Origin of the sequence: Ramlibacter sp., assembly GCF_029866045.1 — a bacterium.
GTDB lineage: Bacteria > Pseudomonadota > Gammaproteobacteria > Burkholderiales > Burkholderiaceae_C > Ramlibacter.
In genome coordinates, this window is the sequence record NZ_JARXAB010000027.1 from 30985 (window position 1) to 53784 (window position 22800).

The window sequence follows — 22800 nt, forward strand, 5'->3', positions numbered from 1 at the left end:
CATGAACGCACCACGAGCACGGGTCGTGAGGCGCCCCGTGCATGGGGTGCTGGTACTCGACAAATCACGCGGTATTTCCAGCAATAACGCACTGCAAAAGGCCAAATGGCTGCTGCGGGCGGAAAAAGCCGGCCATACCGGCACGCTGGATCCGCTGGCCACTGGGGCCTTGCCCCTGTGTTTCGGCGCGGCCACCAAATTCAGCGGGCTCCAATTGGAGGCCGACAAAACCTACGAGGCGGTTGCGGTGCTGGGCGTTCGAACCGCCAGCGGTGACGCCGAGGGCGACGTGATCGAGTCGCTGGATCCACGGGCCGTCTCCCTACCCACCCCGGCGGAGCTGGCGGTGGTTCAGGCGCAATTTACCGGCCCCATCCGTCAGATGCCGCCGATGCACAGCGCCCTCAAGAAGAACGGCAAGCCGCTGTACGAATACGCCAGGGCAGGGGAGGAGGTCGAGCGCGAGCCGCGTGAGGTCACCATCCACGCCCTGACCATCACCCCGCATGCGCCCGCGGCCACCGGGCACCCGACCTTGCACATTCGGGCCACGGTGAGCAAAGGGACCTACATCCGCACCCTCGGCGAGGACATTGGCGCCGCCCTCGGTTGGGGCGCGCACCTGTCTGCATTGCGCCGAACCGACACCGGCGGCTTGTCGGTGCAGGACTCGATCACGCTCGAAGCCCTGGAGGCCCTGCCCGAGGGCGAGCGCCTCGCGCAACTGCTGCCGCCCGAGGCCCTGTTGGCCGGACATACCCGCGTCACGCTCGGCACAGATGATGCGGGTCGTTTTCTTTCCGGCCTGCGCCGGCGCGGTGCGTGGCCAGATGCCAGTGCCGTGGCGGTGTTCGGCGACGCGCCGCCGGCCCTCCTGGGCACGGCGCATGTCAAAGCCAGTGAATTGATCCCGGGGCGTCTGCTGAGCCCCATCGAAATACAGCAAATCCTGGAATCCAGAGCATCCCAAGAGGTAACCATCCCATGAGCACTCCCATTCGCAACATCGCCATCATCGCCCACGTGGACCATGGCAAGACCACCATGGTCGACCAACTGCTGCGGCAGTCGGGCACCTTTGCCGACCACGAGAAGGTGGTCGACACGGTGATGGACAACAACGCCATCGAGCGCGAGCGCGGCATCACCATCCTGGCCAAAAACTGCGCGGTGAGCTGGCAGGGCACCCACATCAACATCGTCGATACCCCCGGCCACGCGGACTTCGGCGGCGAGGTCGAGCGGGCCCTGTCCATGGTCGACGGCGTGGTGTTGCTGATCGACGCCCAAGAGGGCCCCATGCCCCAGACCCGATTCGTGACCAAAAAGGCGCTGGCCCTGGGCCTGCGCCCCATTCTGGTGGTGAACAAGGTCGACAAGCCCGGCGCCAACCCCGACAAGGTGATCAACGCCGCTTTTGACCTGTTCGACAAGCTCGGCGCCACCGACGAACAGCTTGATTTCCCGGTGGTCTATGCCTCGGGCATCAATGGCTGGTCCTCGATGACCGAAGGGGCGCCCGGCGAGCAGTGGGGTCCCGACATGTCGGCCCTGTTCGACACCATCCTCAAGCACGTTCCCGCCAACTCGGGTGATGCCTCGGCGCCGCTGCAATTGCAGATCTCTGCGCTCGACTTTTCCACCTTCGTGGGCCGCATCGGTGTGGGCCGCATCAGCCAGGGCACGATCAAGCCCTCGATGGACGTTCTGGTCATGGAAGGCCCGGACGGCAAGGCGGTCAAGGGCCGCATTAACCAGGTGTTGACCTTCCAGGGCCTGGATCGCGTGCAGGTGACCGAGGCTGGTCCCGGCCACATTGTCCTGATCAACGGCATCGACGAAGTAGGCATCGGCGTCACCATCACGGAGCCCGCCAACCCGGCGCCGCTGCCGATGCTCAAGGTCGACGAGCCCACCCTGACCATGAACTTCTGCGTCAACACCAGTCCGCTGGCCGGCCGTGAAGGCAAGTACGTCACCAGCCGCCAACTCTGGGACCGCCTGCAAAAGGAACTCCAGCACAACGTGGCGCTGCGCGTGTCTGAGACCAAGGAGGAGGGCGTGTTCGAAGTGATGGGCCGAGGCGAACTACACCTGACCATCTTGCTGGAAAACATGCGCCGTGAAGGCTATGAGATGGCCGTGTCCAAGCCGCGCGTGGTCTTTCGCATGGTCGACGGCGAGCGTCACGAGCCGATCGAGCTGGTGACAGCCGACATTGAAGAACAACATCAGGGCGGCGTCATGCAGGCCTTGGGCGAGCGCAAGGGCGAGCTGGTGAACATGGAGCCCGATGGGCGTGGCCGCGTGCGCCTCGAGTACCGCATTCCGGCGCGTGGCCTCATTGGCTTCTCGAACGAGTTCTTGAACCTGACCCGTGGCTCTGGCCTCATCTCCAACATCTTTGACGGCTACGAGCCGCACAAGGGCGACATCGGCGGCCGTAAGAACGGCGTGCTGATCTCCATGGACGACGGCGAAATCTTCACCTACGCCCTGGGCAAGCTCGATGATCGCGGTCGCATGTTCGTCCGGGCCAACGACCCGGTGTACGAGGGCATGATCGTCGGCATCCACAGCCGCGACAACGACTTGGTGGTCAACGCCACTCGCACCAAGCAGCTGACCAACTTCCGCGTTTCCGGCAAGGAAGACGCGATCAAGATCACACCCCCGATCGAGCTGACCCTGGAGTACGGCGTCGAGTTCATCGAGGACGACGAGCTGGTCGAAATCACGCCCAAGAGCGTGCGCCTGCGCAAGCGTTACCTCAAGGAACACGACCGCAAGCGCGCGTCCCGCGAAGCCGCGTAATCCAGTAGCGGGGCGCCTTGATGCGGCTCACCCATGGACGTGCCGTGCTGGCGATGGTGGGGGTGACCCTGCTGTGGTCCACCGCCGGCGTCGTCACCCGTCACCTCGAGCAGGCGGCCCGCTTCGAGGTGACCTTCTGGCGTAGCTTCTTCACCCTGGTATCGCTGGCAGTGATCTTGCCCCTGCTGCGGGGCCCTGGCGTTTTTGCGCGCCTGCGGCATGCGCCAAAAGCCCTGTGGGTCTCGGGCCTGTGCTGGAGCGTGATGTTCACCGCCTTCATGTTGGCGATGACCTTGACCACGGTGGCCCATGTGCTGGTGACCATGTCCATCGGCCCGCTGCTCACGGCGCTGGGCGCGCGAATCTTTCTGCGCCATCGCATTGCGCTGCGAACCTGGGTTGCCATTGCGGTGGCCGGAGGCGCCATTGCCTGGATCTACGGCAGCCAGATCGGACAGGTTGGCCCGGCGGGGTGGCTGGGGATCGCGGTCGCCTTTGCGGTGCCCGTCGCAGGCGCTACCAACTGGACGCTGAACCAGCGCGCCCAAGCCCGCGGTGAGCAGGTCGACCTGGTACCGGCGGTGGCCGTGGGCGCCCTGGTGTCCTGCCTGGCGATGCTGCCGTTGGCGCTGCCTTTTCAGGCAACGGCCCATGACCTGAGCCTGCTGGCATTTTTGGGCTTGTTCCAACTGGCCATTCCTTGCGTGGGCGCCGTGCTGTGTGCCCGTGTCCTGAGCGCGCCAGAGTTGTCACTGCTGGCATTGCTCGAGGTGGTGTTTGGCATCTTGCTGGCGTGGGTGGGTGCGGGGGAAGTGCCCGAGGCCCGTGTGCTGGTGGGCGGGTTGCTGGTGCTGGCGGCCTTGCTAGGCAATGAGATTCTTGGATGGAGACAAGCGCGATGAGCCCCTCTCACCCCGACATACTGACCGAGCGGCGCGGCCGCTTTGGCCTCATCACCCTCAACCGGCCGAAGGCGCTCAATGCCCTGTCTCTGGCGATGGTGCGCGCCCTGACCGCGACGCTTCGTGACTGGGCCGACGACGACCAGATCAACGCCGTGGCCCTGCGCGGCATGGGCCGGGAAGGGCCGTTTGGCGCCTTCTGCGCGGGCGGCGACATCCGTTTTTTCCACCGGGCCGCACTGGCTGGCGACCCGCGGCTGGAGGATTTTTTCACCGAGGAATACGCCCTCAACCACTTGGTACACCGCTATCCCAAGCCCTATGTGGTGTTGATGGACGGCATCGTGATGGGCGGCGGCATGGGCATCGCCGGCCACGGCGCGGCGCAGTCGCTGCGGGTGGCGACCGAGCGCACGAAGATGGCCATGCCCGAAACCCACATCGGGCTCTTTCCCGATGTGGGCGGTGGTTGGTTCCTGGCGCGTTGCCCCGGCCATGTCGGCGAGTACCTCGCGCTCACCGGGCAGGTGATCGGGGGAGCGGACGCCCGTGACGCGGGCCTGGCCGATACGGTGGTGGCCAGTACCGAGTTGCCAGCGCTGTGGGAGCGAATGGCCGATGGTGACACCGCTGCCTTGCACACACTGCCCGCAACGACCGCTGCTGCCGACACTTCGGTAGCGTCGGTAGCGTCTGCTGGGTCCGCTGCGGCCTTAGCGGCGGGAACGGTACTCCCCGCCGCGCGGGCTTCGATCGACCGCGTCTTCGGTTTGCCGACGGTGCCGGAGATAGCCCAGGCCCTGGCCTCCGAGGCCGCGGCGGGCGACGCCTGGGCCGCACAAACCCTGGCCGCGCTGCGCCAGCGCTCGCCGATGATGCTGCACGTGGTGCTGGCCCAGATCCGGCGCGCCCGCAGCATGAGCCTGACGCAAGACCTGCGCATGGAACGCGACATGGTGCGCCATTGCTTCCATACCGAACACCTGGCCCGCAGCGGCGCCGCGAGCGAAACAGTGGAGGGGATTCGTGCTCTGGCGGTCGACAAGGACCACAGCCCCAAGTGGAACCCTGCGCGCATCGAAGATGTCACACCCGAGATGGTCGAGCCGTTCTTCGAGAGTCCCTGGCCGGCCTGGGCGCATCCGCTGCGGGACCTCGCCTGATCGAGGCCGCCTGAAAAAGGCCCTCAGCGATTGCGCTGCTTCATCGCCCGCTCGACCTCGCGCTTGCCCTCACGATCGGCGATCGTGGCGCGCTTGTCGTGCTCACCCTTGCCTTTGGCCAACGCAATCTCGCACTTGGCGCGGCCTGCCTTCCAGTGCAGGTTGAGCGGCACCAGGGTGTAGCCTTTTTGCTCGACCTTGCCGATCAGACGGCGGATTTCATCCTTGTGCAGCAAGAGCTTCTTGGTGCGCACCGAGTCTGGCGTCACATGGGTCGACGCGGTCTTGAGTGGGTTGATCTGGCAACCGATCAGGAACAGCTCGCCCTGCTTGATGACCACGTAGCCGTCGGTCAACTGCACCTTGCCCTCACGCAAGGCCTTCACCTCCCACCCCTGCAGCACCATGCCGGCCTCGTACCTCTCTTCGAAGAAGTAGTTGAAGGCCGCTTTCTTGTTGTCGGCAATGCGCGCGGGGGCTTCGGGCTTCTTGGACATGGGATGGAGGGAGGGGCCGGTCCGGCTCAATACAATCGATGCCTGACCCGCGCAATGGCGGGAGTTGCCGGAGACGGCTCGCGGGCCGCCCGGGACCCTGCAAGGGCGCGCGGCAGGCCCCACGATTGTCCATGAAAACCGTCCACAAATCCGTCCTGATCTGGTACAGCGCCGAGGAGATGTTCGCGCTGGTTCGGGACGTGGCCGTGTATCCGCAGTTTCTGCCCTGGTGTGACACCACCCGCGTGTTGGAGGAGGATGAGGCTGGCATGCAGGCACAGGTGGGCATTGCCTTCGCCGGCATCCGGCAGACCTTCACCACCCGCAACAGCCATGTGCCTGGACGCCAGATTGACCTGGCCTTGGTGGACGGACCGTTCTCGCATCTGGCGGGCCACTGGCGCTTCACTCCCGTGGGCGCAGCCGGTGAGCGCGCCTGCAAGGTAGAGCTCTCGCTGGACTACGCCTTTCGCAGCGCCACACTGGCGGGCCTGGTGGGGCCGGTGTTCGACAAGATTGCCGGCAGCCTGGTCGATGCCTTCGTGAAGCGGGCGGAGCAGGTCTATGGGGGCTGAGTTCCGAGTCGCAGTAGCCGCAGAAGGCGCACATAGCGCAGATGGCGCAGATGGCGCGGTAGACGCCGCTTGCTTATGCGAGTGACCGTGGTCTACAGCCCAGCGCCGCGGCTGACACGGGAGTGGTCGCTGGAGTTGGCCGACAGTGCCACGCTGGCCATGGCGCTGCTGGCGTCTGGCCTGCACGCCGAGTTCCCGGACGCGGACGATGCACTGGTGAAGGGCGAGTTGACGGTGGCGGTGTGGGGGAGGGCCCAGGCGCCTGGCCACCCACTGCGTGACCAGGACCGGGTCGAGGTGCTGCGCGCCTTGCGTGTGGACCCGAAGGTGGCACGGCGCGAGCGCTTCACACAGCAGGGTTCCCGTGCGGCTGGCCTCTTTGCCAGGCGCCGCAAGGGAGACGGAAAAAACGGAGACGGAAAAGTCTGAAGGGGTTGCGGCCTGCACCTGCCTGCTCAGGGTGCCGCGCAATCACTTGCCATGATCTCGCGCAAACGCCGGGCCTCGGCGGCGCGGGCGGCCTCGCCCAGAATCTCGCGTTCGCCCTTGTCGTTGGTGGTGGCGAGGCGTATCCCGGAATCCAGCGTGGCCAGCGCGCCTCGGGCCCGGCGGCAGTTCTCTGCCCGCAGCGCTGTCACCCGGTCTCGTTCGGTCTGCTCGGCGCGCTCGGCCAGAAGCCGTGCCGAAGCTGCAGACTGGGGCGGGCTGGCGGGCCGCTGTGCGGTGGATCCGGGCCCTGCAGGGAGTGTGGCGGGGGCCGACGCAGGGCTCTGTGGCACGGCCAGCGCGTCGACCCGGGGCAGGGCGTCGGGCCAGGCGGCGGAGGGTTGGCGCAGGATGCGCCGGTCAGGCACGTCGGCCGGTGGCGGCCGATCGCTGAAGACGCGCCGCCCATTGGCGTCGGTCCACACCCAGGCAGCGCCAGAGGCGCTGCTGGTGCCGGAGGAGGGCGTGGGCTGCGCCAGGCTGAGGGGCACCCCACTGAGGAGCGCGCCTGCCAGGCAGACTAGTCGAAAAGTATGTATGAGCGCCATGGGTCGCAGTGTAGCGCCCTGGCCCCGGCAGGGGCCATCCCAAGGCCGCCGATGATTGAACAGGTCGGCTGGAACATGTCGGGCAGTACCGCTTGGCGAGTGGGGCAGGGAAACCCCCTGGGTACAATTCGTCTTTTGGAGCTTCCACCCATGCGCCTACTTGGCAAAGCGCTCACCTTCGACGATGTGTTGCTGGTGCCCGCCTTCTCCGAGGTCCTGCCCAAGGACACCTCCCTGGCCACGCGGCTGACCCGCAACATCGCCCTGAATCTGCCCCTGGTGTCCGCGGCCATGGACACGGTGACTGAGAGCCGTCTGGCCATCGCCATCGCTCAGGAGGGGGGCATCGGCATCGTCCACAAGAACCTCACCCCGCAGCAGCAGGCGGCCGAAGTGTCGCGCGTCAAGCGCTACGAGTCTGGCGTGCTGCGTGACCCGGTGGTGATCACCCCCACCCACACGGTGCGCGACGTGATGGCACTGTCCGAGCAATTAGGCATCTCCGGTTTCCCGGTGGTCGATGGTGGCAAGGTGGTGGGCATTGTCAGTGGCCGTGACCTGCGCTTTGAGACCCGCTACGAAGTGCCGGTCAGCCAGATCATGACCCCGCGCGAGCGCCTGATCACCGTCAACGACAAGGACAGCACCAGGCCTGAACAGGCCAAGGCGCTGCTCAACAAGCACAAGCTCGAGCGTATCTTGGTGGTCAACGACGCCTTCGAACTCAAGGGCCTGATCACCGTCAAGGACATCACCAAGCAGACCAGCTTTCCCAATGCGGCCCGCGACAGCGCCGGCCGCCTGCGGGTGGGGGCAGCGGTGGGCGTGGGCGTGGGTACAGAGGAGCGCGTCGAGGCGCTGGTCAAGGCCGGCGTCGACGTGATCGTGGTGGACACCGCGCATGGACACAGCAAGGGCGTGATCGAACGCGTGCGCTGGGTCAAGCAAAACTACCCGCATATCGACGTGATCGGCGGCAACATCGCCACGGGCGCCGCGGCGCTGGCGTTGGTGGAGGCGGGTGCCGACGGCGTGAAGGTAGGCATTGGCCCAGGCTCCATCTGTACCACTCGTATCGTGGCGGGGGTGGGTGTGCCCCAGATCACCGCCATTGACAACGTCTGCCAAGCCCTGGCTGGCACCGGTGTTCCGCTGATTGCCGACGGTGGCGTGCGCTACTCCGGCGACATCGCCAAGGCCATTGCTGCAGGCGCCAGCACCGTGATGATGGGCGGCATGTTCGCAGGCACTGAAGAGGCGCCGGGCGAGATCGTGCTGTACCAGGGCCGCAGCTACAAGAGCTATCGCGGCATGGGCTCCATCGGCGCCATGCAGCAGGGCAGTGCGGACCGCTACTTCCAGGAAGCGTCCACCAGCAACCCCAACGCCGAAAAACTGGTGCCTGAGGGCATCGAGGGCCGGGTACCGTACAAGGGTTCGATGGTCTCCATCGTCTACCAGTTGGCCGGTGGAGTGCGCGCGTCCATGGGCTACTGCGGCTGCGCCACCATCGAGCAAATGCGCAATGAGGCCGAGTTCGTGCAGATCACCGCCGCGGGCATGCGCGAGAGCCATGTGCACGACGTGCAGATCACCAAGGAAGCGCCCAACTACCGGGCGGACTGATTCCGGGATGTTGTAAAGTAAGGAATCCTTACTTAAGGGAGATCCCATGCTGGCCAAGATGACCTCCAAGAACCAGATCACCCTGCCCAAGGCGGTCGTGTCAAGCGTGGCTGCGGCCGAGTACTTCGACATCGAAGTTGTCGAGGGGCGTATCGTGCTGACGCCTGTACGGATCAGTAAGGCCGATGCCCTGCGCAACAAACTGGCGGAATTGAATCTCACCGAGCAAGACATCCAAGACGCCGTCCAGTGGGCCCGTCGTGACTGACTCTGGGCTGCGGCGCGTTGTCCTCGATACCAACGTCGTCGTTTCGGCCTTGCTGTTCAGGCAGGGCGAGGCGAGTCAGATCCGGCGCTTTTGGCAAGAGCGTTTGGTGCAGCCCCTGGTGTCTGCGCAAACCACGATGGAGCTGGTGCGGGTGCTGGCCTACCCGAAATTCCGCTTGTCTCAAGAAGACCGGGAGGATTTGCTCTCGGAGTACCTTCCCTACGCCCGCGTGGTGAAGCCCGAGGAGCGTCTCAGTCAGATCCAGCGTGTTCCCCGCTGCCGCGACCCGTTTCATGACATGTTTCTTGAATTGGCGCAGGCAGGGGAAGCGGTCGATCTGGTGACAGGGGACCGAGACCTGCTGGAACTGAACGACCCTGCCTTGCGCCGCATGTGCTTTTTGATCATTACTCCCGCCCAGGCGCTCAAGGCTTGGGGCCACTGATATGCAACACGACAAGATCCTCATCCTCGACTTCGGCAGCCAGGTCACCCAGCTGATCGCTCGCCGCGTGCGCGAGGCCCATGTTTATTCTGAAGTACACCCCTGTGACGTGAGCGACGAGTGGGTGCGCCAGTACGCCGCCGACGGCAAGTTGAAGGGCGTCATCCTCTCCGGCAGCCATGCCAGCGTGTACGAAGAGACCACCGACAAGGCACCGCAGGCGGTGTTTGAGCTGGGTGTGCCGGTGCTGGGCATCTGCTACGGCATGCAGACCATGGCCCACCAACTCGGTGGCAAAGTCGAAAGCGGCCAAACGCGCGAATTCGGCTTTGCCGCGGTGCGCGCCCATGGCCACACGAAGCTGCTGGAGAACATTGCCGACTTCACGACGCCCGAGGGGCACGGCATGCTCAATGTGTGGATGTCACACGGCGACAAGGTCACCGCGCTGCCGCCGGGCTTCAAGACCATGGCCTCCACCCCCAGCTGCCCCATCGCCGGCATGGCCGACGAGGCCCGGCGTTTTTACGCGGTGCAGTTTCACCCCGAGGTCACGCACACGGTGCAGGGCCACGCCATTCTCGAGCGATTCGTACTGAACATCTGCCAGGCCAGCCCCGACTGGGTGATGACGGGTCATGTTGAAGAGGCGGTGCGCAAGATCCGTGAGCAGGTGGGCGATGAAGAAGTGATTTTGGGTCTGTCTGGCGGCGTCGACTCCTCGGTGGCGGCGGCCCTGATTCACCGCGCCATCGGCGACCAACTCACCTGCGTGTTCGTCGACCATGGCCTCTTGCGCCTGAACGAGGGCGACCTGGTGATGGACATGTTTGCCGGCAAGCTGCACGCCAAGGTGATTCGCGTCGACGCCAGCGACCTGTTTCTGGGCAATCTGGCCGGCGTGAGCGAGCCGGAGCAAAAGCGCAAGATCATCGGTGGTTTGTTTGTCGACGTGTTCAAGGCGGAGGCGGCCAAGCTCAAGGCGGGCTCGGGCGGCAAGGCATCGGAAGTTGACGGCCAACCGGCCGTCAAAGGGGCGACGTTCCTGGCCCAGGGCACCATCTACCCGGACGTGATCGAAAGTGGCGGTGCCAAGAGCAAGAAGGCCGTCACCATCAAGAGCCACCACAACGTAGGCGGCCTGCCTGAGCAACTGGGGCTCAAGCTCCTGGAGCCGCTGCGAGACCTGTTCAAAGACGAAGTGCGCGAGCTCGGCGTGGCTTTGGGCCTGCCGCCTGAGATGGTGTATCGCCACCCTTTCCCGGGCCCTGGCCTGGGCGTGCGCATTCTGGGCGAGGTCAAGAAGGAATACGCCGACCTGCTGCGGCGGGCCGACGCCATCTTCATCGAAGAGCTCCGCAACCATGTCGACGCCGCGACCGGCAAGAGCTGGTACGACCTCACCAGCCAGGCCTTCACCGTTTTCCTGCCCGTGAAAAGCGTGGGCGTGATGGGCGACGGCCGCACCTACGACTACGTGGTGGCCCTGCGCGCAGTGCAAACTAGCGACTTCATGACCGCCGACTGGGCGGAACTGCCCTATGCGCTATTGAAGAAAGTGTCGGGGCGGATCATCAACGAAGTGCGGGGCATCAACCGCGTGACCTATGACGTGAGCTCTAAGCCGCCGGCGACGATTGAGTGGGAGTAGAGCCCCGATGAGCCAAGCCCATCGCCTCAACCTCCAGCCGCTCAGGGCCAGCCTTGGGCTGATCGTTTTGCTCGCCGTGCTCTGGATGGCTTCTAGTAAGTCCGTCGCACAACAGGCGTTCGACGTGTCGAAAGCCTGGGACTATGCAGAGGTCTACCTTCCCGGCAATCTCATGATGCGGCGACCGGATTCCGTGACGTCAGACAAAGCTTTCCCGGCGGTGGTATTCCTGCATGGTTGCGGCGGCATCACGGACCACGAGCGCAGATGGGCCCAGCACCTCAAGTCGGAAGGCTTTGTGGCCGTGTTTCCGGACTCGCTGAGGATTCCAGGCCGGAGGCGCAATTGCACGCAAGATCCATCGTTTGATGGTGAGTTTTCCAATGTCCTGATGTCGCAGCTCAGGCCCGCTGAATTCGCCCACACGATGAGCAAATTGAGAAATTCATCTTGGGTGGATCAGAAGAACATTTTCCTGATGGGGCATAGCGAGGGCGCGATGGCCGCCTACCTGATTCGCGATGATTCGCTTCAGGGCGTGGTCATTTCCGGGTTCCCGTGTAGCGAGGGGGGCGCGCTTCGCGGCCCACTTCGGGCGCCCCTCGACACCGCCACCTTGGTGGTCAACTGGGAGCTCGACACATCTTTTGCCCGCCCTGATCGCCCCAACCTGCAATGCGCAGACAGACCGTTTTGGCGTCTTCGCACGAGCGCTGCGCAGGTGCTGCTGCCGGGCCAAGGGCACCCTACCGGGTTTTCACCGCTGGCCCGCGATGCGGTCACGCAGTTTCTTCGGCAGTCGATGAACAGAGACAAACCGAATTAAATTCAACGGCAACGACAGGTAGCGACAACGCCGCCATGAACTGAGAGTAGAAATGCCTGATAACCAAAGAACAAATCACGCGCGCGCCATCAGCCATGGGGCGCTCCTCGCCCTGGCCGCCATGTGCACAGGCCAAGCCCGCGCCGAGGACCCTTGGGCAGGCCCCTACGCTGGCGTGACGGCAGTGGCTTCTCGCAGCGTCATCAGCGGGGCCACCACGAGAGCAGACGGCACGGCGGGGAATAATTCACGGGGCGAGTCGGCACAAAACCTGCGCGATGACGCCAGCGGCTTGGGTGTCCACATGGGTATTCGCAAGCGCCTCGAATCTGGCCTGATCGTAGGTCTTGAGGCCGATCTTGCAAGGCTTGGCCACCAGGCCCGCAACGGCAACTACATTGATTCCGGCGTCTTTCTGGGCCAGCCCAGTGCGACGCTTCAATACGACGCACCCTGGCTGGCCACGACGCGGCTGCTTGCCGGATGGCCGTTGGGTGACGTATTGATCTATGGCACGGGTGGTCTGGCGTTTTCGTCCGAGAAGGTTGCGCGCACCCAGTACCAGGCCAATGCGCTGACAAGCCTCACGGAGTTCAGGTTCAGCGAAACCGACCGCCAGAACCGCATTGGCCACGCCCTGGGCGCGGGCGTGCAGTGGCGGCTTGGACGGCTGTGGTCATTGCGCGCGGAATACCTACACACGCGATTTCGCGATGAGACGTTTCGCTTCGCGGATGCCCGGGGCGGCGCTCAGGGCAGCTACACCGACGTTCAGGGCCGCCTGGTAGAAAACGGCTTGCATATGAACACGGTGCGCGTCGGCGTGACCTACGCCTTCGGCCAGGGCCGCTGAGCAGCCGAGCTACAGTCCGCTCAACACTTGGGTGGCCCCTTGGCTCACGGGCATCCGGGTGCCCTACGGCGAATACGGTGACGCCATCGTGCGGGCCCTCCATGCAGACGGGCCGGTGGAGATATTGCTCCCATACCAGTGGGACGGCGCTTAGGCAGGTGTTTAAGAGGCCTGATCAGGCTCCGCTCTGCCCTTCTTCGAGCTTAGTTCTTGCCCTTGTTGACCAGGTTTTTGCCTCGTCCGACCTTGAAGGTTTTAGAGACAAGGTTTCTCAAGGCATTGTCTGCAACGCCCACGGCTCTTTTTATTTTTTCGTCCGGCCTGCCTGTGAATGAGGTCACGTGGAAATATTCAGTTGAATCAGGGGAGTCCACTGAAAAATAGTAGTTGGACACGCAGCACCGCGGCCTGTCCACTTCAACTTGACTCACCGAGTGCCAACTTGTTTTGTTGGTCTCCATGACCAGCAGTCGGTTGGTATGTGCCGTGAGAGTTTTTTGCTTTTCCCGCTCTTCGTCCCAGAGTTCAAAGTTGCCGCCGTTTTCAATCTTCCAGTCTGGCGAAACATAATATAAAAGATTGAGTCGGCGGTATCTCTCCCTATCGCCATCGTGGCTGTTGTCGATGTGCGGATTCAGGAAGTCTCCGGGGAACATCATGGAGAGCCCACCCGCATAAAGCTTCGGATCCGGCTCGATTCGCTCAAACCCGACGGTCTTGGATATCAAATCTACTACGCGGGCATCCTGGAATGCGTATGTGATGTCGGCCAGTATTTTGTCGTATGCGCCCAAATCGGCAGATGTTCTCTTCTTTTCGCGAAATGACTCACGATTGAAAAAGCCGTTTCCGTCTTTGGGAAAAGCCTCATAAATGGATTGACAAATCGCTGGGTCAAGCAATTCGTCAATCACAAAATGGCGTGTCTTTGTCCCGACCGGATTCGCCCATTGCGTCTGTATCGAAGCCGCTGAGGCTTGGATTTTCTCCAGAAGCAATACGGTAAGTTTTTCTTGGTTTGTCATTGTTGCAAATGAAAATAACTCTGCTCGAAAAAAACTGCTGGCCGACACCCTCGGGAAGAGTACCGCTGCGGTGCAGCCAACGCTTTGCGTGGCAGCACCGCCCGGGGCCCCAGCGCCAGGGCTCGGGCACTGGGACGCTCTGGTCAGTTTCCGCCATTGTGCCGACGGTTTGGTCGTCCATAGCGACCGCACAGCCCAGGCCCCAGAATCGAGGAATCGTGCCGAACCCAAACAATCGCGCAGAGCCGTTTCTGGCGCCGCCGTCGCCGACCTTGACGCCCAGGTCTGAGGCGTTGCGCGGCGGGTCCCTCCAGCGCCGCGCCGAGGGGCTCTGCGGTGCTTCGATGATGCGGGCGATCGTGTGGCGCATGCAACATTGCGGCGCTCAAGACTCGCGCCAGCAAGCGCAGCCAAGGTCATGGGCCAGTGATCCGCTGGACTTCAGCCAATGCCTCGCCGGGTTGGCCTGAGGACGGCTCGGTGGCCATTTCGCGAAAGACTTCAACCATGTCCATCCTTGCACTGGCAAGCGGCCTGTTCTTGTTGGCCCTGCTTGCATTGGGGATCTGGCTGTGGACGCCCGATCGCGACCGGGCGCAGTTGGAAGCCACTTACCTGAGTACGCCAGGCGACATGCGCCAAGTGGGCCCGTGGCGGCTTCACCTGCGGGACACCGGGCCCCGCGATGCGCAGGCCGTTTTATTCATCCACGGCTTTGGCTCAAGCCTTCACACCTGGGAGGCGTGGGCCTTGGCGCTGGAGTCAATGCACCGCATCGTGCGGTTTGACTTGCCCGGCAACGGCCTGAGCGATCCGGACCCGACCGCCGACTACAGCGATGAACGCAGCCACCAACTGATCGTGGCGGTGATGGACAGCCTGGGCTTGGCCAAGGCCGGCATCGCCGGCCACTCGATCGGGGGCCGACTGGCATGGACTTTTGCGGCCCGCCATCCGCAACGCGCCGAACGCCTGGTGCTGGTCGCCCCGGATGGTTTCGCGAGCCCCGGTTTCGCGTACGGGCGCGCGGCCGAAGTCCCCGCATCGATGGCACTCATGCGCTACGCGCTGCCAAAGCCTCTCCTCAAGATGAGTCTGGCCCCGGCCTACGCTGACCTGAGCGTGATGACCCCTGCGCTCATGACGCGTTACCACGAGATGATGCTGGCGCCGGGCGCACGGCAGGCCATGCTCGCTCGCATGCGCCAGACGGTGCTGACGGACCCCGTTCCGCAGTTGCGGGCCATCGTGGTTCCGACGCTTCTGATTTGGGGAGAGCAGGACGCGATGATTCCGTTCGCCAATTCCAGCGACTATCTGCGGACGCTCCCGAACGCTCGCCTGGCCGCCATCCCTGGCGTGGGTCACCTCCCGCAGGAAGAGCGTGCAGCGGAAGGGCTACAGGCCCTCAGCGGCTTTTTGCAGGCCACGCAGGCTGGTCTAAAAACGGCGCCTTGAGCGACTACAAGAGAGGGCGCATCGGCCGCCATCGACATGCCCGACAAGCTGCGCGAAGCGGACGTCGCGCACTTGGCCTAGGCTTCCTCACTCCGCCGTGATGCCCGCTTTGCGAACGACCTCGCCGAGCCGCTTCGAATCCTTGGCCATCAGGTCGCCGAGTTCCTTGGGCGAACTGCTTAGCGGATCGAGGCCTTGCTCGACGAGCTTCTTTTGCATCGCCGGGTTGGCCAGGGTGGTGCGGATAGCTTCGTTGAGCTTGTCGATGATCGGCTTGGGCGTACGGGCCGGCACGAAGACCGAGTACCAGAAGTTGGCCTCATAGTCCTTGATGCCGGCTTCCTCCATGGTGGGCACCTCGGGTGCCGCCGGTGACCTTGACTTGGATGTGACCGCCAGCGCCCTCAGCTTGCCGGCCTTCACTTGCGACAGGAGGGGCGGCAGCGGGTTGAACGTCATTTGGACTTGCCCGGCGATGACGTCGGTCATGGCCGGGCCTGCGCCCTTGTACGGCACATGGGTGATGTCCGTCCCGGTCATCATCTTGAACGTCTCGGTGGCAATGTGGTTGGGCGCACCAGGGCCGACAGATGCGTAATTGAGTTTGCGCGGATTGCGCCGCGCGTAGTCGACCAGCTCGCCGACCGTGCGTACTGGCAGGTCGATGTTGACGACCAGCATCTGCGGAGCCATTGCCAGCAAGGAGACCGGCTCGAAGTCGGCTGTGGCGTCGTACGGAAGCGTCTTTCGCAGCAAGGGGTTGATGACCATGCCTGCCGTGGTTCCGAACAGCAGGGTGTAGCCATCGGGTGCAGACTTTGCAACGTGCTCGGTACCGATCACCCCGCCGGCCCCCCCGCGGTTGTCCACAATGACGGGTTGCTTGAGCAAGCGCGCGAGTTCATTGCCGACCTCTCGGGCCACGAAGTCGGTGCCTCCCCCCGGGGGATAGGTGACCACGAAACGTATGGGGCGCGACGGATACCCCGCAGCGGAATCAGCAGGGCGGGGCGCTGGCTGGGCAATCACGGCAGATGCCGCGCACGCCAGCATGAAGGCGGCCAATCGTTTCATGAGATCGTTCTCCTCGTTTTTTATGGGCGGCGATGCCAAGCTTCAAAGCGTCGCCGAAGTCTCCGGAAAGTGCTGCAAGGGGAGTCGCGGCAAATCAGCATATCACTATCAAAATGCCTAATTGTTCGCCTTGCTGGCGCGCCCGACGCCAGACCGGACTCACACCCAGCGACGAGTACATCAGCGAATCTTGTTTGAAAAGGTGCTCAGACTTATGCTTGATCAATCAAAATCACAACAGACGTCCTGAGACCATGAACGCTTCAACCCCTGCGCTGCCGCCTCGTGTCAGCCGACGTCTTGTCGATACCCGATTCGGGCAGATTCATTGCCGAATCGCAGGCCCTGCACAGGACGCGAATGCACCCGCGCTGATTCTTTTCCATATCAACCAACAGTCGTCTGCACTGGGGATCGAGCTTCTGGAAGCACTGGCCGGCGACGTCCACGCGGTAGCGATGGACTACCCCGGGTGCGGGATGTCCGACCACATTCCCTTCCAACCGAGCATCGCCGATTACGCCGACTGCGGCGCCGAGGTGATGCAGGCGCTGGGGTTTGCTCGCTATGTGGCGATGGGCGAGGCTACAGGCGCCGCCGTCGCGGCCGAGATGAGCGCGCGGCACCGTGCCGCAGTCCAAGCCGCCGTACTCGTGAACTGCCCGATCTACAAGGACAACCAACAGGCGCATGAAGTGCACCGCCCGCTGAAGGACACGCTGCGGCCTGCAGATGCGTCCGGCTTTCCGACCACGCGTACGCTGGAGTTCATGCGCGAGAAGGACCCGACGCACGCGCCCATGCATCCCGACCAGTCATGGATGGACCGCATCAACGTGGCACAGCTCGAAACAGGTCGGGACCGCTGGCAGGCCCTGGACGCCCTCAATGCCTACGACATCAAAGCGGGCCTGGAGGCCATCCCATGCCCCACGCTACTGCTGATGGGAGAGCATTTCCACTACACCGCGCTGCTGGAGCAGTACACCTCGCGGTTGCAGCATCTGGCACAGGCCCACGTGATCCAGAACGCACGCTTTTGCATGGTCTGGGAGAAAGCGGGGGAACTCGCGGGCCATGTCAGGCCCTTCCTGACCCAACACAGGCCGACCTGAAACTTCTCCGCCAAACACAGTGATGCCATCGAATTTTGGCGATACGAACGGGCAGGGGATTCGCTGAAGGGTCGGACGTGACCAACAAGCCACCCGCTTTCAGCGCCTTGAAGGCGCCAACTTGCCAAGGTCCCAAAAATTGGGATGGGCCCACCCGCCAAAACGCCTGCAGGATGACCGCAGGGCTCATTGCAGCGCCAGCCAGATCGCGTTGCGACGCATGAACCACGGCGTCATCGGGCCGTTGTAGCGCGCCAGCACCGGCTTCATCGAGCCGGCCATGCTGCTATCAGCGCCAAGGGCGCTGGTGGTCAGAGCAGTGTCAATGCCTATGCAACGGTTTTCGAGGGGCTGATGTCCCACACGGGCAACCCGCTGGCCGATGGCCAGTTGATGCATTCGGCTAGGCTACTAGTCCGCCATCTTGCCGCCCCCCCTCCACCCACGACGACCCGGAGGTGCGGGGCGAGCTCGTGCTGGCCACCATTCTGTGCAGGCAGGGTGGTGACTACACCGGTGCTGGCGTCACCACGGCGATCGGCCACGCTGCCGGCAATCGCCCGCCACGCCATGGGGGACTGGTTCTTGCGTGGCAATCCGAGACGTTTCGACAATGCTGCCGAGATTGAGCAGCTGCTTGAGTTGGCTTGGTGATCTCACAAGGGGACTGAGACCACAGGCAGTGGTTGGAGTGCTGCGCTTGGTCCCCGCACACTGAGCCCTGGGTCTTCAGTTTCAGAGCCGCTTCATTTGCATTGCCTTAGAGCACCCCGCGATCTACAATACTGCAAATCGTACGATTAGGAGTGTGATGATGCAGCCGATTTCAGCCAATGACCTCAAGACCAAGGGCGTCGGAGCGATTGATCAAGCCTTGCTGTCCGATCCCGAGGCCAGCGTCACCGTGCGTGGCGAAGTCAAGTATGTGGTCATGAGCAAGGACCACTATGACTACCTTCGTGAGTGCGAATTGGAGGCTGCACTGGCTGAGTCGAAGGCAGACCTAGATGCGGGGAGATTCGTCAAGGAGACGGTGGCCCAGCATATGCGGCGTATTGCGAAGATCAACAAGGCTGCCTGATGGCTTGGCAGCTCGTTTTCACCGAGCAGTACACCCGGCGCGCCGCCCGTTTTCTGAAGCGCCACCCTGAGGCGGTAGCCGTCTACACCAAGGCGCTGAGCCTTCTAGAGGCCAATCCGCATCACCCCTCGCTGCGATTGCACGCACTAAAGGGCAAGCTCTCAGGTCTGCACAGTGTTTCCATCACGATGGCCTACCGCATCACGCTGGAATTGATCGTGACGGAGAAGGGCATCATCTTGATCCATGTCGGCGACCATGACGATGTGTATCGCTGATCTCACCGCAGCGACAGCCAGATTTCATTGCGCCGCATAAACCACGGTGTCATGGGGCCGTTGTAGCGCGCCAGCACCGGCTCGCCTTGCGTGGCGAGCCCGGCAGAGGCCAGCGACGCTTTCAACTTGGCCAAGTGCTCGTCGTAGTTGGCCTGCGACCATGTGCCCGAGTAGCGAATGGCAGCCAGCTGGCTGGCCGGCACCAGGCGCAATTTCACCCGCGGGTCCAGCGGCTCAGGGGCGGACTCCAGCGTCACGTTGGCGGGCAAGACGAACTGCACCTGCATACCGCCGGGCACTGCAGCCTGCGTCACCGGTGCCGTCATCTCCAGCTTCACGGGCGCGGCCGATTGCGTGACAGGGGCGGTCATCGCAAACTTCTTCTCGCCCTTGTTCTTGCCGAATATGTAGCCGGCCAGAATCGGGAAAGCCCGGTTCCCGGCCTCTTCGGCCTTGGCGTCGAGCACCACCTCGGCAACGACGTAGGGTGCGTACTGGCGCAACTCCACGTTGTCGATTTTCCTGATGACCTCGTACTTGGGTTCTTCGATGGCGTGACTGAGCAAGGGCATGGCGACGAGTGTGAAGAGAAGCAGAAGACGATGCATGGGCAGGGTCCTGGTTGAAGTGCGGTGGCGGGTCAGCACACGGCGGTGGGTGCATGACAAGTTGCCCTGCATACTGCCGAGCCTACGCCTCGTTTGAACTCGGTGCGAATCGTACAGGTCGTACGCTGCCCTGGGGGCGGGGCATTGGACTGAACGAGTCTGCACCGAAATGGCCACCTCGTTGAGAGGGGAACTCATGGTCATAATTACCTTTTGCTAAAAGATGGCGCCGCGCGCATGAAAGGCGCAGCTGCTTGCCATCGATGCCAGCTTCACCACCAGGGGGCCGCTCGCGAAGTGAACTGAATTTCAGCGCGAGGCCCATCGACTTGAACCCCAGGAGTTGCGAATGAACGATGACCCACGCTGCTGCGGCACCGGCACCTGCATCATTGACCCCGAAGGCCGTTGCTGGTGTGGCCAGCAATGGGACGGCGAAAAAATGTGCCACCCCGCCCCGAGCAGCCCCGCAGCCCCCGGCACGCCGGAGAGCGGTGCCGCAGACGAATGAAGGCTGATCCGGCAGCCCCTTCGCTCTGGGCCCGCAGACTGGGCTTTGGCGGGCTGATTCCGTTTGTTGGCCTGGCTGCAACGCTTTGGCTGGCGCCGCCGGGCACCTGGCCGCTGGCCGGGCCAGCCCTTGTGGGCTACGGCGCCACCATCTGCAGCTTTCTGGGGGCCATCCACTGGGGCCTGGTGATGCGAGATGCGCAACCCGCGCCAGTTGCTTCATTGAGTTGGGGTGTTCTGCCCAGCCTCGTGAGCTGGGTGGCATTGCTGCTGGCCCCTGCGCTGGGGCTGGTGTTGATCGCGGCCTTGCTCTGGGCCTGCTATGCGGTCGACCGAGTTCGGTACGCGCGCCTTCAGCTGCAGGCCTGGCTGCCCCTGCGACTGCAGCTGACGCTGGTGGCCAGTGTCAGTTGTCTGGCCGGGGCGGCGGCGCTGGCCTGAGCGGGGGTCATGCGGACCCCACGGGCGGGAGATGCCTAAACCGCCTTGGGGTTGATGGATTCAGGTGGCAGTCCCAAGACAGCTTGGCCATCGCGGCGTCGAAACGCCAAGCCGGTTCGAGCCCGTGAGGCCAAACGTCAGCTCTGCCCCATCTTCAGGGCTGGCGGGTCGATAAGGTGCGTGTCTTCCACAACAGCGCCTACGACATGATGGACAAGCTGCCGCCCACTTCGCCTCTCTTCACCAGGCAAACCCGATTCATCCTGATCTGCCTCCTGGGCAGCCTTCACTGGCTTGTGCATGCCTTCGCTGTGATCGCGCAGAAGCTCTGGCCCTTGAGCGATGCTGGATGGCTGTGGCTATCAGCCCTGGGTTTTATTCCTGCTTGGCTGCTTGCCGTTTCCGGCACGTTATGTGTCTACCGGGCAGACCGCACGGCCCCTTTGGAGCAGCGGACAGACACCCGGGCATTCATCATCGCAGCCGTGGGTATTGCGTCTGCTATGCCTTGGGTCCTGCCTTGGCTGCCCCTTTTCTTCCGGGATTTTGTCGACTAGTCTGGTGACTAGGTCTGCGGCAACCGGATCGGGTCGGACGATGAAAACGCAGGCCGCTCCATCGCCCTTCGCCCATTCACCTCAACCCAGGTTGGCCTTGAAAAAGGCCAGGGTCCGGTCCCACGACAGCTTGGCCGCCGGTGCATCAAAACGCGGGGTGGTGTCGTTGTTGAAGCCGTGCTGGGTGTTCGCGTACTGGTGGGTGGTGACCCGCACGCCTGCCGCCTTCAGCGCCGCTTCATAAGCCGGCCAGGGGGCGTTGATGCGGTCGTCGATGCCCGCCAGATGCACCAGCAGGGGCGTCTTCACCTTGGCGGCCTCTGATACGGCTGGCACATTGCCGTAAAACGGCACACCGGCGGTGAGGTCTGGCAGGCGGGTGGCCAGGTTATGGACCATGCCACCGCCCCAGCAAAAACCGACCGCCCCCATCTTGCCAGTGCCGTCTGCGCGTGCTTTGAGCCAAGCAGCGCTGGCCACGAAGTCCTGCAGGGTCTTGGGCTGCTCCAGGCGGCCGAAGGCCTCGCGGGCCTTGTCTTCGTCACCGGGGTAGCCGCCCAGCGGGGTGAGGGCATCAGGGGCGAAGGCCATGAAGCCGTCCAGCGCCAAGCGGCGGGTGATGTCTTCTATGTGGGGGTTGAGACCGCGGTTCTCGTGAATCACCAAAATTGCCGGCAACTTGGCCGTGCCGGCCGACGCGGGCCGCGCGAGGTAGCCCTTGATGCTTCCAGAGCCTTGCGGGGAGGGCACAGAAACCGTCTCGGTCTTGACCCGCGCGTCATCGGGCTTGATCTGCTGGCCGGCGGCAAAGTTGGGGCTGAGAGCGGCCAGAAGGCCGGCTGCGGTGACGCCCGCCTTGGCGTAGCGCTGGGCCTGGTCGAGGAAGCCGCGGCGGGACAAGGTGCCATGCACATAAGCGTCAAAGAGAACCAAAAGTTCCTGGTCAAAATCCTGGGCGGTCAGTCGCTGCGGCATGGCGTCTCCTTGGGTTAGGCCGGCTCAAAAAGGCCAGCCTACACCAAGACGAACAAACTGGCAGGGCGTGCAGGATTGCCTGCAGCGGCCCGCAGGACACCGCGCAGCATCGATCGAACCCACTGGAGCAATACGCCTGACTCAAATGCACCCGGGCAAAGTGCACCTGCGTCTGCCGACACGATCAAGCCCGACCCGAGCGTGCGCATCGCGCCCGATACCCAGGGGCCCCCCTTAGACCAGCCCCCAGTAGGACCCGCCGTCGAGTTGCAGGTTTTGCCCGGTCATGAAGCCGGCGTTGGCGCTGCACAGATAGGCGCAGGCCTGGCCAAACTCCTCCGGCCGGCCCAGGCGCCGGGCCGGTAGCGTGTCGGCAATCTTCTGGCGCGCTTCCTCACGCCCGATCCCCAGCTCTCGCATCATGCGCTGGGCCATGAACTCTTGCCGCGGCGTGTCAAAGCGCTCGGGCAACAGGTTGTTCAGGGTCACGTTGTCGACGATGGCTTCGCGCGCCAAGGCCCGGGTGAGAGCGGTGAGGCCCGCGCGGGCAGCTGTCGACAGGCCCATGGCGGCATGCGGCGTCTTGACCATCGCCGAGGTGATGTTCACCACCCGGCCGAACCTGCGCTCGCGCATGCCAGGCAGCACCGCTCGCAGGATCAGGGCCGCTGCGAGGAGGTTGCTCTCTAGTGCACCCATCCAGGCGGCATGGTCCCAATCGGCCAATTGCCCAGGCGGTGGGCCGGCGTTGTTGTTCACGAGAATGTCTGGCGCCGGGCATGCGGCGAGCAGCGCGGCTCGGCCCGCCTCGGTGTTGATGTCGGCTGGGACTCCGGTGACCCTTGCACCAGTTGCTTCTCGCAGGGTCCGCACGGCGGCCTGTAATTTGCCCTCATCACGGCCGTTGATGAAGATCTCGCAGCCCTCCTCGGCCAGGGCCAAGGCGCAGGCGTAACCCAGGCCCTGGGAGGAGGCGCAAATGAGGGCCTTGCGCCCCTTGATGCCGAGGTCCATGCTGTTTCCT

At 63.7% G+C, this 22800-nt stretch carries 28 protein-coding genes; 19 read left to right on the top strand and 9 right to left on the bottom strand.

Features of this window, described 5'->3' with window-relative positions; all coding sequences use genetic code 11:
* Position 1: 1 nt before the first annotated feature.
* The 4 genes from truB to QE494_RS03075 are packed head-to-tail and all read left to right on the top strand — an operon-like array spanning position 2 to position 4879.
* Positions 2–988: a tRNA pseudouridine(55) synthase TruB gene (gene truB, locus QE494_RS03060; protein WP_300041429.1), complete on the top strand. Its 987-nt coding sequence runs from the start codon at positions 2–4 to the stop codon at positions 986–988.
* Entirely contained in the window at positions 985–2814 is a 1830-nt protein-coding gene (gene typA / locus QE494_RS03065) for a translational GTPase TypA (protein ID WP_300041430.1), read from the top strand. Before truB ends, typA begins: the two co-directional genes overlap by 4 nt.
* 20 nt (positions 2815–2834) lie before the next feature.
* Positions 2835–3716, top strand: coding sequence for a DMT family transporter (locus QE494_RS03070; protein ID WP_300041431.1), 882 nt, complete (start codon positions 2835–2837; stop codon positions 3714–3716).
* Positions 3713–4879 (top strand): enoyl-CoA hydratase/isomerase family protein, encoded by a 1167-nt coding sequence (locus QE494_RS03075; protein WP_300041432.1) that lies wholly within the window; start codon positions 3713–3715, stop codon positions 4877–4879. The genes QE494_RS03070 and QE494_RS03075 overlap by 4 nt, the downstream gene beginning before the upstream one ends.
* A 23-nt stretch (positions 4880–4902) precedes the next feature.
* On the opposite strand, the gene smpB is transcribed toward QE494_RS03075, so the two are convergent.
* Positions 4903–5376 carry an SsrA-binding protein SmpB gene (smpB, locus tag QE494_RS03080; protein ID WP_300041433.1) on the bottom strand — a complete coding sequence of 158 codons (474 nt, stop codon included), beginning with the start codon at positions 5374–5376 and terminating at the stop codon, positions 4903–4905.
* 131 nt (positions 5377–5507) lie between these two features.
* On the opposite strand from smpB, the gene QE494_RS03085 reads away from it, so the two are divergent.
* Together QE494_RS03085 and QE494_RS03090 are read left to right on the top strand one after the other, a co-directional pair.
* Entirely contained in the window at positions 5508–5951 is a 444-nt protein-coding gene (locus tag QE494_RS03085) for a type II toxin-antitoxin system RatA family toxin (protein WP_300041434.1), read from the top strand.
* Positions 5952–6026: 75 nt separating this feature from the next.
* Entirely contained in the window at positions 6027–6380 is a 354-nt protein-coding gene (locus QE494_RS03090) for an RnfH family protein (RefSeq protein WP_300041435.1), read from the top strand.
* A 26-nt stretch (positions 6381–6406) separates the two neighbouring features.
* On the opposite strand, the gene QE494_RS03095 is transcribed toward QE494_RS03090, so the two are convergent.
* Complete coding sequence (locus tag QE494_RS03095; RefSeq protein ID WP_300041436.1) at positions 6407–6985, bottom strand: DUF4124 domain-containing protein; 579 nt, start codon at positions 6983–6985, stop codon at positions 6407–6409.
* Between the two features lie 150 nt (positions 6986–7135).
* Between QE494_RS03095 and guaB the strand changes: the two genes are divergently transcribed.
* The 6 genes from guaB to QE494_RS03125 are packed head-to-tail and all read left to right on the top strand — an operon-like array spanning position 7136 to position 12654.
* Positions 7136–8611, top strand: coding sequence for an IMP dehydrogenase (gene guaB / locus QE494_RS03100; RefSeq protein WP_300041437.1), 1476 nt, complete (start codon positions 7136–7138; stop codon positions 8609–8611).
* A gap of 46 nt (positions 8612–8657) precedes the next feature.
* Positions 8658–8879, top strand: coding sequence for an AbrB/MazE/SpoVT family DNA-binding domain-containing protein (locus tag QE494_RS03105; protein ID WP_300041438.1), 222 nt, complete (start codon positions 8658–8660; stop codon positions 8877–8879).
* On the top strand, positions 8872–9324 hold the full coding sequence (locus QE494_RS03110; protein WP_300041439.1) for a putative toxin-antitoxin system toxin component, PIN family: 453 nt from the start codon (positions 8872–8874) through the stop codon (positions 9322–9324). The genes QE494_RS03105 and QE494_RS03110 overlap by 8 nt, the downstream gene beginning before the upstream one ends.
* Before the next feature lies 1 nt (position 9325).
* Positions 9326–10975, top strand: coding sequence for a glutamine-hydrolyzing GMP synthase (guaA, locus tag QE494_RS03115; RefSeq protein WP_300041440.1), 1650 nt, complete (start codon positions 9326–9328; stop codon positions 10973–10975).
* 7 nt (positions 10976–10982) lie between these two features.
* A complete protein-coding gene (locus QE494_RS03120) occupies positions 10983–11801 on the top strand; it encodes a dienelactone hydrolase family protein (protein WP_300041441.1) in 819 nt (272 codons plus the stop codon).
* 52 nt (positions 11802–11853) lie between these two features.
* Positions 11854–12654, top strand: a complete 801-nt coding sequence (locus QE494_RS03125; RefSeq protein WP_300041442.1) for an outer membrane protein — start codon at positions 11854–11856, stop codon at positions 12652–12654.
* Between the two features lie 203 nt (positions 12655–12857).
* Here QE494_RS03125 and QE494_RS03130 read toward each other — a convergent pair whose 3' ends face one another.
* Both QE494_RS03130 and QE494_RS03135 read right to left on the bottom strand, forming a co-directional pair.
* Positions 12858–13568, bottom strand: a complete 711-nt coding sequence (locus QE494_RS03130) for a 2OG-Fe(II) oxygenase (protein WP_300041443.1) — start codon at positions 13566–13568, stop codon at positions 12858–12860.
* Complete coding sequence (locus QE494_RS03135) at positions 13561–14049, bottom strand: hypothetical protein (RefSeq protein ID WP_300041444.1); 489 nt, start codon at positions 14047–14049, stop codon at positions 13561–13563. The genes QE494_RS03130 and QE494_RS03135 overlap by 8 nt, the downstream gene beginning before the upstream one ends.
* A gap of 137 nt (positions 14050–14186) precedes the next feature.
* Between QE494_RS03135 and QE494_RS03140 the strand changes: the two genes are divergently transcribed.
* Positions 14187–15137 carry an alpha/beta fold hydrolase gene (locus QE494_RS03140; protein WP_300041445.1) on the top strand — a complete coding sequence of 317 codons (951 nt, stop codon included), beginning with the start codon at positions 14187–14189 and terminating at the stop codon, positions 15135–15137.
* A gap of 87 nt (positions 15138–15224) precedes the next feature.
* Here the strand turns inward: QE494_RS03140 and QE494_RS03145 are convergent, their stop codons facing one another.
* Complete coding sequence (locus QE494_RS03145; RefSeq protein ID WP_300041446.1) at positions 15225–16211, bottom strand: tripartite tricarboxylate transporter substrate binding protein; 987 nt, start codon at positions 16209–16211, stop codon at positions 15225–15227.
* A gap of 254 nt (positions 16212–16465) precedes the next feature.
* Here QE494_RS03145 and QE494_RS03150 point away from each other — a divergent pair, with 254 nt between their 5' ends.
* On the top strand, positions 16466–17326 hold the full coding sequence (locus QE494_RS03150; RefSeq protein ID WP_300041447.1) for an alpha/beta fold hydrolase: 861 nt from the start codon (positions 16466–16468) through the stop codon (positions 17324–17326).
* 186 nt (positions 17327–17512) lie between these two features.
* Here the strand turns inward: QE494_RS03150 and QE494_RS03155 are convergent, their stop codons facing one another.
* Entirely contained in the window at positions 17513–17725 is a 213-nt protein-coding gene (locus QE494_RS03155) for a heme-binding protein (protein WP_300041448.1), read from the bottom strand.
* A 412-nt stretch (positions 17726–18137) separates the two neighbouring features.
* Between QE494_RS03155 and QE494_RS03160 the strand changes: the two genes are divergently transcribed.
* Together QE494_RS03160 and QE494_RS03165 are read left to right on the top strand one after the other, a co-directional pair.
* A complete protein-coding gene (locus QE494_RS03160) occupies positions 18138–18407 on the top strand; it encodes a hypothetical protein (RefSeq protein ID WP_300041449.1) in 270 nt (89 codons plus the stop codon).
* Positions 18407–18685: a hypothetical protein gene (locus QE494_RS03165; protein ID WP_300041450.1), complete on the top strand. Its 279-nt coding sequence runs from the start codon at positions 18407–18409 to the stop codon at positions 18683–18685. Before QE494_RS03160 ends, QE494_RS03165 begins: the two co-directional genes overlap by 1 nt.
* 2 nt (positions 18686–18687) lie before the next feature.
* On the opposite strand, the gene QE494_RS03170 is transcribed toward QE494_RS03165, so the two are convergent.
* The gene (locus QE494_RS03170) at positions 18688–19293 is read right to left on the bottom strand and encodes a heme-binding protein (RefSeq protein WP_300041451.1); all 606 of its coding nucleotides are present in this window, start codon (positions 19291–19293) and stop codon (positions 18688–18690) included.
* Between the two features lie 349 nt (positions 19294–19642).
* Between QE494_RS03170 and QE494_RS03175 the strand changes: the two genes are divergently transcribed.
* From QE494_RS03175 to QE494_RS03185, 3 genes are all read left to right on the top strand, one after another.
* Positions 19643–19804: a hypothetical protein gene (locus QE494_RS03175; RefSeq protein ID WP_300041452.1), complete on the top strand. Its 162-nt coding sequence runs from the start codon at positions 19643–19645 to the stop codon at positions 19802–19804.
* The gene (locus tag QE494_RS03180) at positions 19801–20244 is read left to right on the top strand and encodes a DUF3429 domain-containing protein (protein ID WP_300041453.1); all 444 of its coding nucleotides are present in this window, start codon (positions 19801–19803) and stop codon (positions 20242–20244) included. Before QE494_RS03175 ends, QE494_RS03180 begins: the two co-directional genes overlap by 4 nt.
* Positions 20245–20450: 206 nt before the next feature.
* Positions 20451–20801, top strand: a complete 351-nt coding sequence (locus tag QE494_RS03185; RefSeq protein ID WP_300041454.1) for a hypothetical protein — start codon at positions 20451–20453, stop codon at positions 20799–20801.
* Between the two features lie 81 nt (positions 20802–20882).
* Here the strand turns inward: QE494_RS03185 and QE494_RS03190 are convergent, their stop codons facing one another.
* A complete protein-coding gene (locus QE494_RS03190) occupies positions 20883–21776 on the bottom strand; it encodes a dienelactone hydrolase family protein (protein WP_300041455.1) in 894 nt (297 codons plus the stop codon).
* A gap of 234 nt (positions 21777–22010) precedes the next feature.
* Positions 22011–22790, bottom strand: a complete 780-nt coding sequence (locus QE494_RS03195; RefSeq protein WP_300041456.1) for an SDR family oxidoreductase — start codon at positions 22788–22790, stop codon at positions 22011–22013.
* Positions 22791–22800: the final 10 nt, after the last annotated feature.